Origin of the sequence: Rhodococcus opacus B4, from assembly GCF_000010805.1 — a bacterium.
GTDB classification, from domain to species: Bacteria; Actinomycetota; Actinomycetes; order Mycobacteriales; family Mycobacteriaceae; genus Rhodococcus_F; species Rhodococcus_F opacus_C.
Genome location: NC_012522.1, coordinates 6,832,017 through 6,850,147 on the forward strand (window position 1 = coordinate 6,832,017; position 18,131 = coordinate 6,850,147).

General features: G+C 70.6%; 18 protein-coding genes. 15 read left to right on the forward strand and 3 right to left on the reverse strand.

The window, feature by feature from the left end; translation table 11 throughout:
* Window positions 1-3 precede the first annotated feature (3 nt).
* The 7 genes from rocD (at window position 4) to ROP_RS30960 (ending at window position 6,693) form a co-directional block, all read left to right on the forward strand.
* Window positions 4-1,230 (forward strand): ornithine--oxo-acid transaminase, encoded by a 1,227-nt coding sequence (rocD, locus tag ROP_RS30930; RefSeq protein ID WP_015889939.1) that lies wholly within the window; start codon window positions 4-6, stop codon window positions 1,228-1,230.
* A gap of 168 nt (window positions 1,231-1,398) precedes the next feature.
* Complete coding sequence (gene rplM / locus ROP_RS30935) at window positions 1,399-1,842, forward strand: 50S ribosomal protein L13 (protein WP_015889940.1); 444 nt, start codon at window positions 1,399-1,401, stop codon at window positions 1,840-1,842.
* Complete coding sequence (gene rpsI, locus ROP_RS30940; protein ID WP_043825651.1) at window positions 1,839-2,375, forward strand: 30S ribosomal protein S9; 537 nt, start codon at window positions 1,839-1,841, stop codon at window positions 2,373-2,375. Before rplM ends, rpsI begins: the two co-directional genes overlap by 4 nt.
* Window positions 2,376-2,512: 137 nt before the next feature.
* Window positions 2,513-3,850, forward strand: a complete 1,338-nt coding sequence (glmM, locus tag ROP_RS30945) for a phosphoglucosamine mutase (protein ID WP_015889942.1) — start codon at window positions 2,513-2,515, stop codon at window positions 3,848-3,850.
* An 85-nt stretch (window positions 3,851-3,935) separates the two neighbouring features.
* The gene (locus tag ROP_RS30950; protein ID WP_015889943.1) at window positions 3,936-4,244 is read left to right on the forward strand and encodes a type VII secretion target; all 309 of its coding nucleotides are present in this window, start codon (window positions 3,936-3,938) and stop codon (window positions 4,242-4,244) included.
* Window positions 4,241-6,427 carry a hypothetical protein gene (locus ROP_RS42775; RefSeq protein ID WP_231869012.1) on the forward strand — a complete coding sequence of 729 codons (2,187 nt, stop codon included), beginning with the start codon at window positions 4,241-4,243 and terminating at the stop codon, window positions 6,425-6,427. Before ROP_RS30950 ends, ROP_RS42775 begins: the two co-directional genes overlap by 4 nt.
* 38 nt (window positions 6,428-6,465) lie before the next feature.
* Window positions 6,466-6,693: a hypothetical protein gene (locus ROP_RS30960; RefSeq protein ID WP_015889945.1), complete on the forward strand. Its 228-nt coding sequence runs from the start codon at window positions 6,466-6,468 to the stop codon at window positions 6,691-6,693.
* A gap of 9 nt (window positions 6,694-6,702) precedes the next feature.
* Here ROP_RS30960 and ROP_RS30965 read toward each other — a convergent pair whose 3' ends face one another.
* Entirely contained in the window at window positions 6,703-7,539 is an 837-nt protein-coding gene (locus ROP_RS30965) for a dienelactone hydrolase family protein (RefSeq protein ID WP_015889946.1), read from the reverse strand.
* 97 nt (window positions 7,540-7,636) lie between these two features.
* On the opposite strand from ROP_RS30965, the gene glmS reads away from it, so the two are divergent.
* Window positions 7,637-9,499, forward strand: coding sequence for a glutamine--fructose-6-phosphate transaminase (isomerizing) (gene glmS / locus ROP_RS30970; RefSeq protein ID WP_015889947.1), 1,863 nt, complete (start codon window positions 7,637-7,639; stop codon window positions 9,497-9,499).
* A 33-nt stretch (window positions 9,500-9,532) separates the two neighbouring features.
* On the opposite strand, the gene ROP_RS30975 is transcribed toward glmS, so the two are convergent.
* Entirely contained in the window at window positions 9,533-9,907 is a 375-nt protein-coding gene (locus ROP_RS30975; RefSeq protein ID WP_015889948.1) for a cupredoxin domain-containing protein, read from the reverse strand.
* A gap of 82 nt (window positions 9,908-9,989) precedes the next feature.
* Here ROP_RS30975 and ROP_RS30980 point away from each other — a divergent pair, with 82 nt between their 5' ends.
* The 7 genes from ROP_RS30980 to tsaD are packed head-to-tail and all read left to right on the forward strand — an operon-like array spanning window position 9,990 to window position 16,460.
* A complete protein-coding gene (locus ROP_RS30980; protein ID WP_015889949.1) occupies window positions 9,990-11,471 on the forward strand; it encodes an NAD(P)H-hydrate dehydratase in 1,482 nt (493 codons plus the stop codon).
* Between the two features lie 17 nt (window positions 11,472-11,488).
* On the forward strand, window positions 11,489-12,691 hold the full coding sequence (alr, locus tag ROP_RS30985; RefSeq protein ID WP_015889950.1) for an alanine racemase: 1,203 nt from the start codon (window positions 11,489-11,491) through the stop codon (window positions 12,689-12,691).
* Window positions 12,692-12,694: 3 nt separating this feature from the next.
* The gene (locus tag ROP_RS30990; RefSeq protein ID WP_015889951.1) at window positions 12,695-13,759 is read left to right on the forward strand and encodes an alpha/beta fold hydrolase; all 1,065 of its coding nucleotides are present in this window, start codon (window positions 12,695-12,697) and stop codon (window positions 13,757-13,759) included.
* On the forward strand, window positions 13,749-14,237 hold the full coding sequence (tsaE, locus tag ROP_RS30995) for a tRNA (adenosine(37)-N6)-threonylcarbamoyltransferase complex ATPase subunit type 1 TsaE (RefSeq protein WP_015889952.1): 489 nt from the start codon (window positions 13,749-13,751) through the stop codon (window positions 14,235-14,237). Before ROP_RS30990 ends, tsaE begins: the two co-directional genes overlap by 11 nt.
* Window positions 14,238-14,287: 50 nt before the next feature.
* A complete protein-coding gene (tsaB, locus tag ROP_RS31000; protein ID WP_015889953.1) occupies window positions 14,288-14,947 on the forward strand; it encodes a tRNA (adenosine(37)-N6)-threonylcarbamoyltransferase complex dimerization subunit type 1 TsaB in 660 nt (219 codons plus the stop codon).
* Window positions 14,944-15,426: a ribosomal protein S18-alanine N-acetyltransferase gene (gene rimI / locus ROP_RS31005; RefSeq protein ID WP_015889954.1), complete on the forward strand. Its 483-nt coding sequence runs from the start codon at window positions 14,944-14,946 to the stop codon at window positions 15,424-15,426. Before tsaB ends, rimI begins: the two co-directional genes overlap by 4 nt.
* Complete coding sequence (tsaD, locus tag ROP_RS31010; protein WP_015889955.1) at window positions 15,423-16,460, forward strand: tRNA (adenosine(37)-N6)-threonylcarbamoyltransferase complex transferase subunit TsaD; 1,038 nt, start codon at window positions 15,423-15,425, stop codon at window positions 16,458-16,460. The genes rimI and tsaD overlap by 4 nt, the downstream gene beginning before the upstream one ends.
* On the opposite strand, the gene ROP_RS31015 is transcribed toward tsaD, so the two are convergent.
* Window positions 16,453-18,105: an Hsp70 family protein gene (locus tag ROP_RS31015; protein ID WP_015889956.1), complete on the reverse strand. Its 1,653-nt coding sequence runs from the start codon at window positions 18,103-18,105 to the stop codon at window positions 16,453-16,455. The two genes, tsaD and ROP_RS31015, sit on opposite strands and share 8 nt — an antisense overlap.
* Between the last annotated feature and the right edge of the window lie 26 nt (window positions 18,106-18,131).

Below are 18,131 nucleotides of genomic sequence, written 5' to 3' on the forward strand. Positions count from 1 at the left end.
GCAATGTCGGACAGTGTCGTATCCGTGTCGGATGCCACGCGCGAGCAGCTGCGCAGGGCCGACGAGCACAGCGCCCACAACTACTCGCCGCTGCCGGTCGTGATCGAATCGGGCGCCGGCGCGTGGGTGAAGGGAATCGACGGCGTCGACTACCTGGACGTCCTCGCCGGATACTCGGCGCTCAACTTCGGCCACGCACATCCGGCGCTCGTCCGGGTCGCACGCGAACAACTCGGCCGGCTCACCCTGACCAGCCGCGCCTTCCAGCACGACCGTTTCGCTTCGTTCTGCGAGGACCTGAGCCGGCTGTGCCGCAAGGAAGCGGTGCTGCCCATGAACACGGGCGCCGAGGCCGTCGAGACCGCGCTGAAACTGGCCCGCAAGTGGGGCTATGACGTCAAGGGTGTGCCGCCCGGGCGCGCCGAGGTGGTCACGTTCGCCGGAAACTTTCACGGCCGCACCATCTCGATTGTCGGGTTCTCGTCCGATCCTGACGCGTACACGGGGTTCGGCCCGTACCCGGCAGGGTTCGCGTCCGTCGAATACGGGAATGCGGATGCGCTCGACGCCGCGATCACCGAGAACACGGTGGCCGTGCTCCTCGAGCCGATCCAGGGCGAGGCCGGAGTTCTGGTGCCGCCACCGGGCTACCTCGCGGCGGTGCGGGACATCTGTACCCGTCGCGGACTCCTGATGATCGCCGACGAGATCCAGAGCGGGCTCGGGCGGACCGGCGACACGTTCGCGTGCGACTTCGAGAACGTCACTCCCGACGTGTATGTGCTGGGCAAGGCGCTCGGCGGTGGCCTGATGCCGGTCTCCGCCGTCGTGGCCGACTGGCCGGTAATGGAGGTGATCGGCCCCGGGCAGCACGGCAGCACGTTCGGGGGCAACCCGCTCGCCTGCGCGGTGGGCAGCGCGGTAGTGGACCTGCTCGAGACCGGCGAATATCAGCAGCGAAGCCGTGAACTGGGCGCCTACCTGCACGACATGCTGTCGCAGTTGCCGCCCGAGCACGTGTCGGAGGTGCGTGGGCGCGGCCTGTGGGCCGGTGTGCAGCTGGCCGACGGCATGCCGGCCGCCCGCACGATCTGTGAAAGACTCCTGGCGCGCCGGGTCCTCGCGAAGGACGCGCACGAGGGCACGATCCGCATCGCCCCGCCGCTGGTGATCGAACGCGACGAGCTGACGTGGGCGGTCGAACAGCTCGCCGATGCGCTCGCCGAGTGAGTTTTGACCCTGGGGCGCCCTGGCCGGTATTGTTCTCCGTTGGCGTGCCGTGCGCCGCTGCGTCTCCGTGTCGCAGTGGCTGGCGGTTCTCGGGTCTCAACTGGCCGCCGGGAATCGCTCGACGATACGCAATGGCCAGCAGCGGATTGAACAAGACGAGGAAGTTCTGTGTCTACGTACACCCCGAAGGCCGGAGATGTGACCCGCACGTGGCACGTCATCGACGCCACTGACGTGGTGCTCGGCCGCCTTGCCGTCCAGGCAGCCAACTTGCTGCGCGGCAAGCACAAGCCCACCTTTGCACCGCACGTTGACGGCGGCGACTTCGTCGTCATCATCAACGCCGACAAGGTCGCGATCAGCGGCAACAAGCGCGAGGGCAAGTTCCTCTACCACCACTCCGGACACCCCGGTGGTCTGAAGTCCCGCTCCGTCGGTGAGGTTCTCGACAAGAACCCCGACCGCCTCGTGGAGAAGGCCGTCGTCGGCATGCTCCCCAAGAACAAGCTGGGTCGCGCCATCAGCAGCAAGCTGAAGGTCTACGCGGGCCCGAACCACCCCCACGCCGCGCAGCAGCCGGTGCCATTCGAGATCAAGCAGGTGGCCCAGTGACGGCGCCGGAGGAGCAGAACGTGTCCAACCCCGAAGAGATCACCGAGGTCGTCGAGGTCGCGGCGGACGAGTACGTGTCCGTCGAGGAGCCCGAGGTCGCCGAGGACATCGAGGCCGCTGCTGCGCCGCAGGCCCCGATCGTGATCGATCGCCCCATCCAGACCGTCGGTCGTCGTAAGGAAGCGGTTGTCCGCGTCCGTCTGACCCCCGGTTCGGGCGACTTCAAGCTCAACGGCCGCACCATCGAGGACTACTTCCCGAACAAGGTGCACCAGCAGCTGATCAAGGCTCCGCTGGTCACCGTCGAGCGCGCCGAGTCCTTCGACATCGTGGCACTGCTGCACGGTGGTGGACCGTCCGGACAGGCCGGCGCACTGCGTCTCGCCATCGCCCGCGCGCTCATCGAGGTCACCCCCGAGGACCGTCCGGCTCTCAAGAGCGCAGGCTTCCTCACGCGTGACGCCCGCGCCGTCGAGCGCAAGAAGTACGGCCTGAAGAAGGCCCGCAAGGCATCTCAGTACTCGAAGCGCTGATGTGTCGCCGAAGCCGCCCTCCGGGGTCGGCTTCGGCACCTGTTCTTCCCGAGAGCAGGCGTCCATCGTTACCGGACGCCTGCTCTCGTGCTTTATCCGAGATGTAATGGGTTTTCTAGGTGCGAGGGGTCTGGTCTATGGGTCGATTGTTCGGGACGGATGGGGTTCGCGGTCTCGCGAATACCGAGCTGACCGCCGAGTTGGCGTTGCAGGTGGCCTCCGCCGCCGCGACGGTGCTGGCGTCGCCGGGTTCGGGCGGACGAAAGACGGCTGTGGTCGGCCGTGACCCGAGAGCCAGCGGCGAAATGCTCGAGGCGGCGGTCGTCGCGGGCCTGACGTCTGCCGGCGTCGACGTCCTGAACGTCGGGGTACTGCCGACACCCGCGGTGGCCTTCCTGACCGCGGAGCTGGACGCCGCTCTCGGTGTCATGATCTCCGCCTCGCACAATCCGATGCCCGACAACGGCATCAAGATCTTCGCGGCAGGCGGCCACAAACTCGACGACGAGGTCGAAGACCGGATCGAGTCCGTCGCCACCGGGACCGCGACACGGCGGGCGCCGACCGGGGCCGGGATCGGACGTGTTCACACAGTGCCGGACGCCGCGGACCGGTACCTGCAGCACCTGACCACCGCGCTCCCGAACCGCCTCGACGGACTGACCGTGGTGGTCGACTGTGCGCACGGCGCGGCCTCGGACGTCGCCCCCGCCGCCTACCGGGCTGCCGGCGCCACCGTCGTCGCGATCAACGCCGAACCCGACGGACTCAACATCAACGAGAACTGCGGATCGACGCACCTCGAGGGCTTGCAGAAGGCCGTCGTCCGGCACGGCGCCGACCTGGGGCTCGCGCACGACGGGGATGCGGATCGATGCCTCGCCGTCGACGCCGGCGGTTCCCTCGTCGACGGCGACGCGATCATGACCGTGCTCGCCCTGGGCATGCGCGATGCGGGCGAACTGGTGGACGACACCCTCGTCGCGACCGTGATGAGCAATCTCGGCCTGCACATCGCCATGCGCGAGGCCGGGATCTCGCTGGTGACCACGGCTGTCGGTGATCGCTACGTCCTCGAGGGACTCCGGTCCGGCGGGTTCAGCCTGGGTGGCGAACAGTCCGGTCACGTCGTGTTTCCCGCCTTCGGCACCACCGGCGACGGAGTGCTGACGGGACTGCGGCTGATGGGCCGGATGGCGGAAACCGGGCAGCCGATCGCGGAACTCGCGTCGGCGATGACGACGCTTCCGCAGGTCCTGGTCAACGTGAAGGTCGCCGACAAGCGTGCCGTCGCCGCGTCCCCGGTCGTGCTCGACGCGGTGCTGGCCGCGGAACGCAGCCTCGGCGAGAACGGCCGGGTGCTGCTGCGGCCGTCCGGCACCGAGCAACTCGTGCGGGTGATGGTCGAGGCTTCCGATCTCGAAGTGGCTCGTAAACTCGCCGACGAACTGGCGGGCACCGTCGCCTCCGTGTGAGCGGACACAGCGCACCGATCGGCCGGGGAACCGATCGGTGCGCTGTCGCGTCTAATGCAGTAGGTCGCGAAGAGAGGGTGGGGCAATGGGCGAGGGACTCGAGGTGGACGTCGCGGTGGTGACGGACGCGGGCACCAGGCTGCTGCGGTCGGCGGAGGTCCTGAGGCAGCAGGCCGCCGAGACCGCCCGGCTGGAATTCGCCGGGGCGCAGGCGGGCCGGGACTACGCCGCGAAGGGCGATGCGGTGCGTGACGCCCTCGGCGTCGTCGGAGTCGCGCTCGCGCAGTGGGCCGCGGACGCGGACTCGTTCGGTCACGCGTTCCGGGCGGCCGCGGACCGCTACTCCGGAACGGACGCGAATGTGGCCGCCGACGTGAGCGGGGTGCAGTGGTGACCCCGGATCCCCGAACGCTGATCGAAGACCCGAACCTGAGCCGCGAATTCAAGGAGCAACTCCTCCAGGCGTGGGCCGCCTCCCGCGAGGAGGACCAGTCGTCGTGGCAGCCGTACTTCGACGAGTACGGACTCGGCAGACGTGACCGGACGCCGTCCGCCGACCAGCGGTACGCGGCACTGCTCGAGCACGGCAGCGACGCGCAGGCCGCCAACGCATCCCGCACCGCGCTGGGAGAGCACCTGCGCCCGGATGCCCTCAACGATCCCGAGGACATGCTCGATCTCGGCGCTCGTGGGCTCGAATTCTTCGAGTTGTTCCTCCCCGCCGCGAGAAGACTGGGATACGAATCCCTCGAACTCACCGACTACTACGCGCGGTTCGACGCCGAGCGGGGGATGCGCCTGCACGCGCTCGCCCGCGACGTCGACACCCTCGGACGCAGCGTCGACACGGCCCGCACGGAACTCGACGACAACGAGAAATGCGTCACCGCGGTGCGAACCGGGTGGAGCGGAATCGCCGCCGCGGCAGCGCTCGACGCCGCCGACCGCCGGAACGCCGAGGTCGCCGCCACCGTCGATCGGCTCCGAGACCTCGCCGAGGTGCTGTTCGAAGCGAACCTCACCCTGAGCGCCGCCGTGACGAACAAGGCGTACAAGGTGGTGTCGCTGCACCAGCCGACGGTCGGGGGATACAGCGCCGCGCAGATCGACGTCCTCGCGCAGATCTACGCCGAGGGCAGGGACGGCGACAATTCCGTCGCGAAGGATTGCATGGAAGACGCGTCCTACTGGTTTCCCGAACTCGCCGACGACGACTACCGCCACGTGAACGGCCTGTACAAGGACGGGGGCGCCGGCGCGCTCCGCCTGCTCGACCGCGACGATGTGGTGCGGCGGGCTGCCGGAATCACCAAGGACTGGCTCGACGCGAACTTCCGGCGCGTGTACGAGGAGAAGCAGCAGGAGTTCACCGCTGCCTGCGCGGACTGCGCCGAAGCGGTGCACGCCGCCTACGACGCCGTCGTCGCCGAGGCGCGGTCGATCGAGGTGCATCCCGGGTTCCGACCCGAGGACACACCGGCGCCGGCGCCGAGGGCACCCGAGGTGCCGAACACCGGCCCCGCCCCGGCCCCTGCCCCGGCAGTTACGCCGGGCCCTGCTCCCGCACCTGCTGCGCCGACCGGGCCCGTCGCGGCACCCGCGAACGACGGCCCCGCGTACGTCCCGCGTCGATCCGGTGGCGGCGACGCGACCACCGGTCCGGCGGCCGCCGCGCCTTCCGCGACCACCCCGGCGTCCGCCGCGCCTTCCGCGACCACCCCGGCGTCCGCCGCTCCTCCGATCGTCACATCGCCGATGACGGCGGCCCCTGTCGCACCGGTCCCGCCGGCGATGCCCGGCCTCGTCGGGATGCCCGCGATTCCCGGGTCGCTCGTGCCGGCGCCGGGCGTTGTCCCGGGCACGGGAACCGTCCCCGGCCTGGGGGACCTGGTGGGGCAGGGCCTGGCGGGCGGTCTGGCGGATCTGGGTTCTATCCTCCGCCCGCTGATCGCGGACACCGTCTCGGGCCTCACCGACAGAGCCGACGAGGACGAGAACCGCGACGAACTCGAAAATCCGCGTGCGGACGAAGACGAGTCGGCTCCCGGCACGTCGAAGGGCAAGAGTCTCGAACTGGACCTCGACGGACAGTCGTGGACGCTCGCCGTCGAGGCGAACGGTCAGGGTATCCATCTCGAGATGAGCGACGGACAGGGTGGGACAGCCAGATTCGGGGTCGAGATCGGCCCGGACGGCCTGCCACAGATCGTCGCCGACAACGCTGCCGGTGACGGAGACTCCGGCGATGGAGACTGCGCACCCGCCGAGCCCGACCCGGAATCGCAGGTCGACGGCGGAGCAGAGGACCCATCGGCGACGACGGCTGAAGCCGGTCCGGCGCCGGGCGGAGGTGCCGGGGACGTGCCGGACCACGAAGACACACCGGCCCCTGCGCCCGCCGGAGACGCCGCGACCGTCCCGCCGCCGCAGGCGGTGGCAATGCAGCCGGAGCCGGCCCCCGCGCCGCCCGACGAACCGGCCGAGCCGCAGGAACCGCGGTCTGCACCCGAACTCGCGACCGCTCCGGTCGCCGGACTCGACAGCGGCGCGGAACTGGCCGAGGCCGGTCCGCTGTGAGCCATCGCGCCGCCCAATTACGGGCATACCGGGCACAGATGCGCGCCGACCTGGAGATGTTCCGGGAGCGGATCGACGAACGCCGAGCCAGAGACGAGGCGGCCGTGGCGAACCGGGGGCGCACCGCGCCGACGACGGACCGGGGGCGCACCGCGCCCGTGGCGAACCGGGGGCGCACCGCGCCCGTGGCTGCGATGCCGCCGCCCCGCTCGAGCGCACTCGACGATGACGACGAGTACTACCGTCCCCGCAGCTGGCTGGTGTGACGGACGGCCTCAGATGTGCGGAAGCACGCCCTCGAAGCCAGCGTTGGTGTGCTCCTCGTGAGGATCGACGAGGGTGGTGTGGGGAAGTTCGGCGTCCGCCTTCGCGAACACGTCGTACTTCTTGTCCTCGGTGAGGTGGTAGAGCAGGAAGCCGGTCAGCAGTGCGCGGGTGATCTGCTGGGTCTTGCGTTCCGAACCGCCGATGCCGAGTGCGCCCAGCAGGCGGCGACCTTCGGTGAGCCCGGACTCCGAGGCGCCGTTGACGGCGCGCAGGACGTGCTCGCCGCCCCACGCCTCGGCCAGCGCCTTGGCGTTGCTGTTCATGGTGTCGATGTCGGCACCGGCCACGACGAGCCCCGGCGCTGTGATCTTGGACGCATACCTCTCGGCCTTCGGCGCGGTCGGCGCCGGGAACAGGGCTGCGACCGCGGCCACGTCCCGCTGGGCGGCGGCGAGCACGGCCGCACCCGCACCCATCCCGTGGCCTGCGAAGGCGACGCGGTCGGGCCCCACGCTGATCTGTCCCGGACCGAGCCGCACACCCACACAGATGTCGAGGGTGGCCCGCAGGTCGGTGGCGAGGCCCAGGTGCGAGGGCACCGGACCGCGTTCGCTGTTGGGAGCGGCGACGACGATTCCCCACGACGCCAGATGTTCGAGCGTCTTCCGGTAGTGGTCGGCACCTGCCATCCAGCTGTGCGCGAACGCGACGGCGGGCAGGTTGAAGCCTGATTCGGGCGTGTATACGACGCCCGGCTGTCCGGCGAGGGCGAGGTCACCGCGCAGCACGCGGTGCGGTCCCCGCTTGGACAGTTCACGGGCGAGGGTCTTCGGTTTCGGCGCCACGGAGAGAACGTTATCCGATTCGCGGGCCGGCGAGAGAGCCGATGCGGCCCACACTCCGACTTCGCGGCGTCGGCCGGTCCAAGTACCCTGATGAACCATGTGCGGAATCGTGGGATACGTCGGCCACCGGCAGGCTCTGACTGTTGTGGTGGAGGCTTTGCGGCGAATGGAATACCGCGGATACGACTCTGCCGGCATCGCTGTGCTGGACGGGCAGGGCGGGATGGCGGTCGAGCGGAAGGCGGGGCGTCTCGCGAATCTGGAGGCCGAACTCGACGAGGTCGGGGCCGAGCACTTCACCGGGAGCACGGGCATCGGCCACACCCGGTGGGCCACGCACGGCAGGCCCACCGACCGCAATGCGCACCCGCACCGCGATGCGGGGAACACGGTTGCCGTCGTCCACAACGGCATCATCGAGAACTTCGCCCCGCTGCGGGCCGAACTCGAGCACGACGGAATCGACTTCGCCAGCGACACCGACACCGAGGTCGCGGTGCACCTCGTCGCGCGGGCCTACGCCTCGGGCGAGACGGCAGGCGACTTCGTCGCGAGCGCGCTGAGCGTGCTGCGCCGGCTGGAAGGCGCGTTCACGCTCGTCTTCACGCACTCCGACCACCCGGACACCATCGTCGCGGCGCGCCGCTCGACACCCCTCGTCATCGGCGTCGGCGAGGGCGAGACGTTCCTCGGGTCCGACGTCGCGGCGTTCATCGAGCACACCCGCGACGCGGTCGAGCTGGGGCAGGACCAGGTCGTGGTGATCACCGCGGACGGGTACTCGATTCTGAACTTCGACGGGTCCGAGGCGCAGGGCCGCCCGTTCCGGATCGACTGGGACCTCGCCGCCGCCGAGAAGGGCGGTCACGACTACTTCATGCTCAAGGAGATCGAGGAGCAGCCGGCCGCGGTCGCCGATACTCTGCTCGGTCACTTCGCGGACGGGAAGATCGTTCTCGACGAGCAGCGACTGTCGGATCAGGAGCTGCGCGACGTCGACAAGGTCTTCGTCGTCGCGTGCGGCAGCGCCTACCACTCGGGGCTGCTCGCGAAGTACGCCATCGAGCACTGGACGCGGTTGCCCGTCGAGGTCGAGCTGGCCAGCGAATTCCGCTACCGCGACCCGGTCCTGGACCGGTCGACGCTGGTCGTGGCCATCTCGCAGTCCGGTGAGACGGCCGACACCCTCGAGGCGGTGCGCCACGCGAAGGATCAGAAGGCGCGGGTGCTCGCGGTGTGCAACACGAATGGCGCCCAGATTCCCCGCGAGGCCGACGCCGTTCTCTACACCCGGGCCGGTCCGGAGATCGGTGTCGCGTCGACCAAGGCGTTCCTCGCGCAGGTCACCGCGAACTACCTGGTCGGCCTGGCTCTGGCGCAGGCCCGCGGCACCAAGTATCCGGACGAGGTGGCTCGCGAGTACGCCGACCTCGAGGCGATGCCCGATCTGGTGAGCCGGGTGCTCGAGACGGTCGAACCGGTGCGGGCGCTGGCGCGGGAGCTGGCGTCGTCGTCGACGGTGCTGTTCCTGGGCCGGCACGTGGGCTACCCCGTGGCGCTCGAGGGGGCGCTCAAGCTCAAGGAGCTGGCGTACATGCACGCCGAGGGCTTCGCGGCCGGCGAACTCAAGCACGGGCCGATCGCGTTGATCGAGGACGGGTTGCCGGTGATCGTGGTGATGCCGTCGCCGAAGGGGCGTGCGGTGCTGCACTCGAAGCTGCTCAGCAACATCCGGGAGATCCAGGCCCGCGGTGCGCGGACCGTCGTGATCGCGGAGGAAGGCGACGAGGCCGTGCGTCCGTTCGCCGACCACCTGATCGAGATCCCGGCGGCGCCGACACTGCTGCAGCCGCTGCTGTCGACGGTGCCGTTGCAGGTCTTCGCGGCGGAGGTCGCGCAGACCCGGGGCTACGACGTCGACAAGCCGCGTAACCTCGCCAAGTCCGTCACCGTCGAATAGCAGCGACGCGAGGGGCGCGGCCGGGCCGCGCCCCTACGGGGTCACGATGACGGTGCCCGTCATGTCCGGGTGCAGCGAACACGTGTACTCGTAGGTTCCCGGTTCGGTGAACGTGTACGTGAACGTGCCGGTCTGCATCAGCCGGCTCCGCAGCACGCTCTTGGCGGCGCCGATACCGACCACGTCGTGGGTGACGCCCCGATCGTCGAAATTCCAGGTGACGGTGTCGCCGGCCCGGACGGTGATCGTCGAGGGCGCATAGGCCATGTTCGCGACCTGCACGACGGGACCGGTCGGTGCCTCGGGCGCCTCGTCGGCGGGCGCAGCGCACCCGGACACGACGGCCGTCATCGAAATGCTCGCGGCGAGAGCCACTCCGGCGATCCACGACGTTCCACGAACACGCATGACGTCGAGCGTAGTCTGACCCCGATACCGACCCTTCACTGCACAGCGGCCGGCGGTGACGCCGGCACGACGAGGAGTTCCTATGCGGGGCTACTACACCGCTGACGAGGTTCGATCCGCGGAGGCGCCGTTGCTGGCATCTCTTCCCGACGGCGCGCTGATGCGACGGGCAGCACACGGGCTGGCCACGGTGGTGGCGGCGGAACTGCGTGCGCGGACCGGGGGAGTCGCCGGCCGCACGATCACGGTGCTGGTGGGGTCCGGTGACAACGGGGGCGACGCGCTGTGGGCGGGGGCGATGCTGCGGAAGCGTGGTGTCGCCGCCACCGCGGTCCTGCTGAAACCGGAGAAGGCACACGCGGCCGGGCTGGCGGCGTTCACCGCGGCCGGCGGCCGGGTGGCCGCCCCTTCCGACGACTCCGGCCTGCCCGATCTAGTCATCGACGGGATCGTCGGAATCTCCGGCCGGGGACCGTTGCGCCCCGATGCTGCCGCGGTGGTCGACCGGATCGAGGCGCCGATCGTGTCGGCGGACCTGCCGAGTGGCGTGGACCCGGACACGGGCGCTGTCGATGGGCCCGCCGTGCGAGCCGCGGTCACCGTGGCATTCGGCGCCCTCAAACCGGTCCACGCGCTGGGCGCGGCGCAGTGTGGCCGAGTCGAGCTGGTGCGCATCGGCCTGTCGCTCGGCGAAGCCGGAATCACCGCTCTGGACGCCGCCGATGTGGGCGCGGCGTGGCCGGTGCCGGGAGCCGAGGACGACAAGTACTCGCAGGGCGTGGTGGGAGTCGTCGCGGGCAGCGCCGGCTACCCCGGTGCCGGTGTCCTGTGCACGGGAGCAGCCGTCACGGCCACGTCGGGGCTCGTCCGCTATGCCGGGCCCTGCACGCGGGAGGTGCTCGTGCACGCGCCGGAGGTGATCGCGACCGCCGATCTCGCGGCGGCCGGCCGCGTCCAGTCGTGGGTGGTCGGGCCGGGCATGGGCACCGACGACGCCGCGCGCCGGACGTTGCGGACGGTGCTGGGCGCCGACGTTCCCGTACTGGTCGACGCGGACGGACTGACCCTGCTCGCCGAGGACCCGGACCTGGTGCGCTCGCGGACGGCGGCGACGCTGCTGACACCGCACGCCGGGGAGTTCGCCCGGCTGACGGGGAAGGACCCGGGACCGGACCGCGTGGCGTCGGCGCGCGCGCTCGCCGCCGACTGGAACGCGCACGTGCTGCTGAAGGGGCGGGCCACGGTGATCGCCGGACCGGGCGGCCGGGTGTTCGTCAACGAGGCGGGCGGTTCGTGGTCCGCCACGGCGGGGGCGGGCGACGTACTCGCCGGAATCATCGGGGCACTCATGGCCTCCGGTCTCGAGCCGGATCGTGCCGCCGCGGTGGGTGCGCGCGCTCACTCGCTGGCCGCGAACCTGGCGGCCCGAGGCGGCGGCGCCGACCTCTCGGCAGGGCGCGGAACAGCACCGATCTCCGCGGGGACCCTGCTCGCCCATCTCCGGGAGTCGATCAGAGTTCTCCGTGCGGGGGTGTCACCCGAGGAAATGCCGGCCACCTCGTGAATGGCAGGATCGAGCATATGACGCTTGCTGAAGCAGTACCGGCGGACGACCACGGACACAGCGAGCCTGCAGCTCCCGCGCAGGCGGCGGCACCGCAGGCCGAGGCAGTGGTGGATCTGGATGCGATTGCGCACAACGTCCGGATCCTGCGGGACAGCGCCCGGGGCGCGGCGATGATGGCCGTCGTGAAGGCGGACGGCTACAACCACGGCGCGGTAGCCGTGGCCCGCGCGGCGCTGGCCGCGGGAGCGTCGGAACTGGGTGTGACGACGGTGTCGGAGGCTCTCACGCTGCGCCGGGCGGGCATCGACGCGCCCGTCCTCGCGTGGCTGCACACCGTCGATGCCGATTTCGCCCCCGCGATCGCGGCCGACGTCGAACTCGGCGTCTCCTCGCCCCGCCACCTCGCCGCGGTGGTGGCTGCGGCGCGGCGCGTCGGCACCCCGGCGATCGTCACGATGAAGGTCGACACCGGCCTGAACCGCAACGGGGTGGCGCCCGACGAACTGGCGCAGGTCCTCGTCGACCTGGCGCGCGCGCAGGCCGAGGGCTCGGTGCGGCTGCGCGGCATCTTCTCGCATCTGGCCCACGCCGACGAACCGCATCACGCCTGGATCGACTCCCAGCGGGATCGGCTGGTCGACGCGATCGCGGACGCCAAGCGTCACGGACTGGTCCCCGAAGTGGTGCACCTGTCCAATTCCGCGGCCACCCTGACCCGCCCCGACCTGCGGTTTGACATGGTTCGCCCGGGAATCGCGATATATGGGTTGTCGCCAGTACCCGAACTCGGGCAGTTCGGGTTGCGACCGGCGATGACACTGCGATCGAGGGTGGCCCTGGTGAAGAAGGTGGCGGCAGGTGAAGGCGTGTCCTACGGGCATCAGTGGGTGGCGCCCCGGGACACGACGGTGGCGTTGCTGCCGCTGGGGTACGCCGACGGGCTCCCGCGTTCGCTGAGCGGCCGATTCGAGGTCCAGCTGGGTGCCGAGCGACGTCCGGGGATCGGGCGTGTCTGCATGGACCAGGTGGTCGTCGATCTCGGACCGGACGGCGGGGGAGTCCGGGAGGGAGACACCGCGGTGTTCTTCGGCAACGGGGACCTCGGCGAGCCGATCGCACAGGAATGGGCCGACAAGCTCGACACCATCCACTACGAGGTGGTGACGGGGGTGCGCGGACGCACGGTGCGCACCTACGTCGGTGGGACGGGCACGTAGGCCATGGGTGTGTCGAAGCGGTTGGGACTCGTCGGCGGTGTGCTGAGCGCGCTGGCGCTCGGCTCGGTGGCCGGAGTCAACGCGGTGCGCAGCGCGGCGCGGCCCGGCCGCGAGATCTACGGCGACGAGGACTTCACCCTGATGTCGCGGGACCGGCGCAGTGTGGTGGTCGCCGAGGACGGCGTCGCGCTCGCCGTCCGCGAGGTGGGCCCGGAGAACGCCCCGGTGACGGCGGTGTTCGTGCACGGGTACTGCCTGGACATGACGTCGTGGCACTTCCAGCGCCGTCAGCTCGCCGAGCGGTGGGGCGACGACGTGCGGATGGTGTTCTACGACCAACGCGGGCACGGCGATTCGGGTGTGCCGTCCGCGGCGAGCTGCACCATCGCTCAGCTGGGCGCCGATCTCGCGACCGTCGTCGAGGCGAAGGCACCCACCGGACCGGTTGTGCTCGTGGGGCATTCGATGGGCGGGATGACGGTGCTCGCCTTCGCCGGGCAGCGGCCCGAGCTGGTGGCGGCCCGGGTGATCGGTGCAGGCCTGGTGGCCACGGCCGCGGCCGGGCTCAGCGAGACCGGGTTGACGCGGAACCTGCAGAACCCGGTCATCGACGGGTTCCGGCTCGCCGTCCGGACCTCGCCCGAACTCGTCCAGCACGCGCGCGGCGCGGCCCGCGTCCTGATCACTCCCATCCTGCGGGCGGCGTCGTACGGCACGGACGTGAGTCCGCGGCTGCACAGGTTCTCCGACTCCATGCTGGACCGGACGTCGGTCGTCACCATCGTGAACTTCCTGCGCACGCTCGAATTGCACGACGAGTCCGCGTCACTCGAGGCGCTCGACCACACCCCGTCCGTCGTGGTGTGCGGCGACAGCGACATGACCATCCCGTTCGGCAGCTCCCGGAAACTGGCGGCGGATCTGCCGGAGTCCGAGCTGGTGCGGGTGCGCGGCGCCGGTCACCTGGTGCAGCTCGAATTCCCGTCCGTGGTGTCGGACGCGATCGACCGGTTGTTGCATCGTGGCCTGGCCACCTTCGAATCGCGTGAGCAGTCCGATGTCGGCTGAGGAGGGAGTACTGCCCGTGAGCGGGACCGTGGTGCTGGCGACGGCGGAGGACACCGAGGAGTTCGGGCGGACCCTTGCCCGGGGACTCGTCGCCGGCGATCTCGTGGTGCTCGACGGCCCACTCGGCGCGGGGAAGACCGCACTGACGAAGGGAATCGGGGCCGGGCTCGGTGTGCAGGGTCGAGTGACTTCGCCCACATTCGTGATCGCGCGGGAGCACCGGGCGGGGACTCGGCCGGGTGGGGGTGCGCCGGTCGGGATGGTGCACGTGGACGCGTACCGACTGGGCGGAAGCGGTCCGCACGCGCTGGACGAACTCGACGCACTCGACCTCGACACCGACCTGGCCGCAGCCGTTGTCGTCGTCGAATGGGGCGAGGGCATCGTCGAGCAGCTGGCCGATCGTCACCTGCGGGTACGCCTGCGCCGCGAACCGGAGTCGGATGTCCGCACGGCCCACTGGGAGTGGATTTCCTAAACGGGTCGGGTGTCGGGAGCGGTTCTGACGTGCGAGTACCCTCAGTTACCGTGCTTGTTCTCGCCATCGACACGTCCACGCCTGCCGTGACCGCCGGAGTCGTCCGGGTTTCGGCCGATTCCGCATCGGTGGAGGCGGTCGACACGCTCGCGGTGCGGGTGACGGTCAACCCGCGCGCGCACGCGGAGGTACTCACCCCGCACATCCTGGAGTGCCTCACCGAGGCCGGGCACGTCCCCGCGGACCTCGACGCGGTGGTCGTCGGGGCCGGGCCGGGCCCGTTCACGGGACTGCGTGTGGGGATGGCCACGGCCGCCGCGTTCGCCGACGCCCTCGGTATTCCGGTCCACGGGGTGTGCAGCCTCGACGCCATCGCGGCGCAGGTGGACGGTGACCGGAATCTGCTCGTCGTCACGGACGCACGGCGGCGCGAGGTGTACTGGGCGCGCTATTCGGCGGGAGTCCGGGTGGAGGGACCCGCGGTGGTGAAGCCGCGCGAACTCGAACCCATGCCGTCCGAGGTGGTGGCGGGGTCTCCGTCACACGTCGACTTCTTCGATCTGCCGGTCGAACCGGTGGAAACACCCTCGCCCGCAGGGCTGGCCGCGGTGGCCGCGGAGGCGCTGTTCGGCAGTGCGGCCCCGGCGGCGCTCGTCCCGCTCTACCTGCGACGCCCGGATGCGGTGGAACTGGCGGACCGGAAGAAATGACTTTCCGCATCGAACCGATGGCGGCGGCCGACGCCGAACGGTGCGCGGAGCTCGAGACCCTCCTCTTCGCCGGTGACGGGCCCTGGAGCGCACACGCGTTCAGGGCGGAACTCGCCGCCCCGCACGTGCACTACACCGTGGCGCGGGACGAGGACACCGGTCACGTCGTCGGGTACGCCGGAATCGCCCTGCTGGGCAGCGGTTCGCACCCCGAATCCGAGATACACACGATCGGAACCGACCCGGCGTGCCAGCGGCGGGGGATCGGCGGGGCCCTCCTCGGCGAACTCCTGCGCGTGGCCGACACCCGGGGCGGCCCCGTGTTTCTCGAGGTGCGCACCGACAACGAGGCGGCGATCGCCCTGTACCGACGTGAAGGATTCGAGATCGTGGGAACCCGTAGAAAGTACTACCAACCGAGCGGTGCGGACGCGTTCACGATGCGTCGCCCCGGATCGGGTGAGGAGCCGGTGCAATGATCGTCATGGGGATCGAAAGCTCTTGTGACGAGACCGGAGTCGGCATCGTCCGGTGGAACGGCGACGGAACCTGCGAGCTCCTCGCGGACGAGGTCGCTTCCAGCGTCGACCAGCACGCACGCTACGGCGGGGTGGTGCCCGAGGTCGCGTCCCGCGCGCACCTGGAGGCGATCGTCCCGACGATGCGGCGGGCCCTCGCCGCCGCCGGGATCGTCAAACCGGACGCGCTCGCCGTCACCATCGGCCCCGGTCTGGCCGGGGCCCTGCTCGTCGGCGTCGCGGCCGCGAAAGCGTATGCGGCGGCATGGGACGTGCCGTTCTACGCGGTGAACCACCTCGGCGGGCACGTCTCGGTCGACACCCTCGAGCACGGTCCGATGCCGCCCTGCGTGGCGCTGCTCGTCTCCGGTGGACACACCCACCTCCTGCACGTCGAGGACCTCGCGAAGCCCATCGTCGAACTGGGCACCACCGTGGACGACGCCGCCGGCGAAGCCTTCGACAAGGTGGCCCGCCTGCTCGGACTCGGATTCCCCGGCGGCCCCGCCCTCGACGCCGCGGCGCAGGACGGCGACCGGAACGCGATTTCCTTCCCGCGCGGCATGACCGGACCCCGGGACGCACGGCACGACTTCTCGTTCTCCGGCCTCAAGACGGCCGTCGCGCGGTACGTCGAATCGAAGGAGCGGGCCGGGGAGGCGTGCTCGGTCCCGGACATAGCCGCGAGCTTCCAGGAGGCCGTGGCCGACGTGCTGACGATGAAAGCAGTGCGCGCCGCCCGCGACGTCGGCGTGGACACCCTGGTGCTCGGTGGCGGCGCCACCGCCAACTCACGCATCCGCGCGCTCGCCGAGGAACGCTGCGCCGAAGCCGGTTTGACCCTGCGAGTCCCGAAACCTCGGCTGTGCACCGACAACGGAGTGATGATCGCCTCGCTCGGCGCGCATCTGATCGCCGGCGGCGCCGCGCCGTCCCTGCTGACCGTGGCCAGCGATCCCGGACTGTCGGTGGCGACGAGTCAGGTGTTCAGCTGACCGGAATGGTGACGGTCTGCGTGGCAGGGGGAGTCAGCGCCGCACCGGGCTGAGCGCCGCTCGGCTGCGCCCCGGCGGGAGCGCTCGGAGCAACCGTGCCCGGCGCCGGGATCATCGGGAAGAGCCCTTCGGGTGCGGTGGGCGCGACGGACTCCGCGGGCGCAGGAGGTGCCGCAGGCGCTGGGGGTGCCGCAGGCGCAGGGGATTCGGTGGGTTCCCCGGTCGGCGGCGGTGCCACTGCGGGACCGCCGGGTGCGGGCGCGACGGGGCTGGGTTCGTTCGGCGTCGACTCCCCGGGAACTTGCGGCCACAGCGGCGGAATCGCGGGCCACTCGATGTGCGGCCACGATGGCTGCGGCGCCTCGGTTCCGGGCAGCGCCGGACGTGCGGGAGTCGTGGGAGTCGGCGGGGGGGTGGTGGTGCGCGGGGCCGTCGTCTCGGTCGTCGAATCGGGCACCTGAACGGGAGTCGGATCCGTCTGCGGCTCCGACGTGGGCGGGGCGACCTGATGCGGGTAGTACTCCGACGTCGGCGTCGGATCATAGGACGGGATCCGCGTGGCGGGAGGCTCGTCCGTCGTCGTGGTCGCGACCTGCTCGGTGGTCTGGAACATGTCGGTCCCCGCGGGGGAGACGTTGGGATCCGGTGCGGGCGCGAGTTCCTTGACGCCGTAACCGAGAACGAGGCCGCCGACCACGAGCGCGCCGACGAGAGCCCCTGACACCTTCGCGGCCGAACCGGGACGGTTCGACTCGGTGGCCGGGTAGTCGCGGATGGCCGAGGACACGGCGAGCAGCGCTGCGCCCTTCGCGGTCGCCGTGTCGGGTTCGGGCACCGCGATGACCCGTGCGGTGAAGGCTTCGGTGACGGCGGCGGTGATCGCGGGAACGTTCGCGCCGCCGCCGACCAGCGCCAAGGATTCCGGTCGGCGCGGAGAGTCGGCGATCGTGGCACGGATGAACTCGACCGCGACCCGAACGGTCGGTGCGGCGATCTCGTCGAACCCGGTGCGGCTGATCTCGATCGGCCGGATGCCCTGCAGATCGATGTCGACGTGCGCCTTCGGCTCCGACGACAACTGCTCCTTGGCGACGCGGCACCGCGCCGAGAGCAGATCCCGGTCCAGGTGCCGCAGGGGATGCGGAGTGGAGAGGCGGCCGACGACGTGGTGGAATATCAGGTCGTCGATACCGGTGCCGCTCACGTGGCTCGTGCGGTCGGCGTGCAGGACGGTGCCGTCCACCTGATCGACGACGGCGACGGACAACCCTGACTCGCCGAAATCGACGATCGCGACGGTGGCATGCTGAGCGACTTCGCCGGTGTGCCGCAGGTAGGTGAGGGTGGCCGCGGTCTCGGGCACGAGGTGCACGCGATGGCGCTGCCTGCTGACGGCGCTGCGGATCGAGTGAGCCTGCTCCTGCGTGCGGTACGCGACGGCGAACGCGTCCGGCGTAGTGGGATCGGCGGGAACCTGGGTGGTCATCAGCGAGATCGACGAGCGAACCAGGTCACCGAGGTCGGTGTGAGCCTGATCGGCGGACAGGTAACGGAACTCGACGTTCTGCGCACCGTTCGAGGCGGTGGTGACGAGCGCGGAACTCACACCTGCCGCGCCGGTCGACATCCCCAGGGACGTACCCATCACACACCCCCTCACGTTTTCGACGC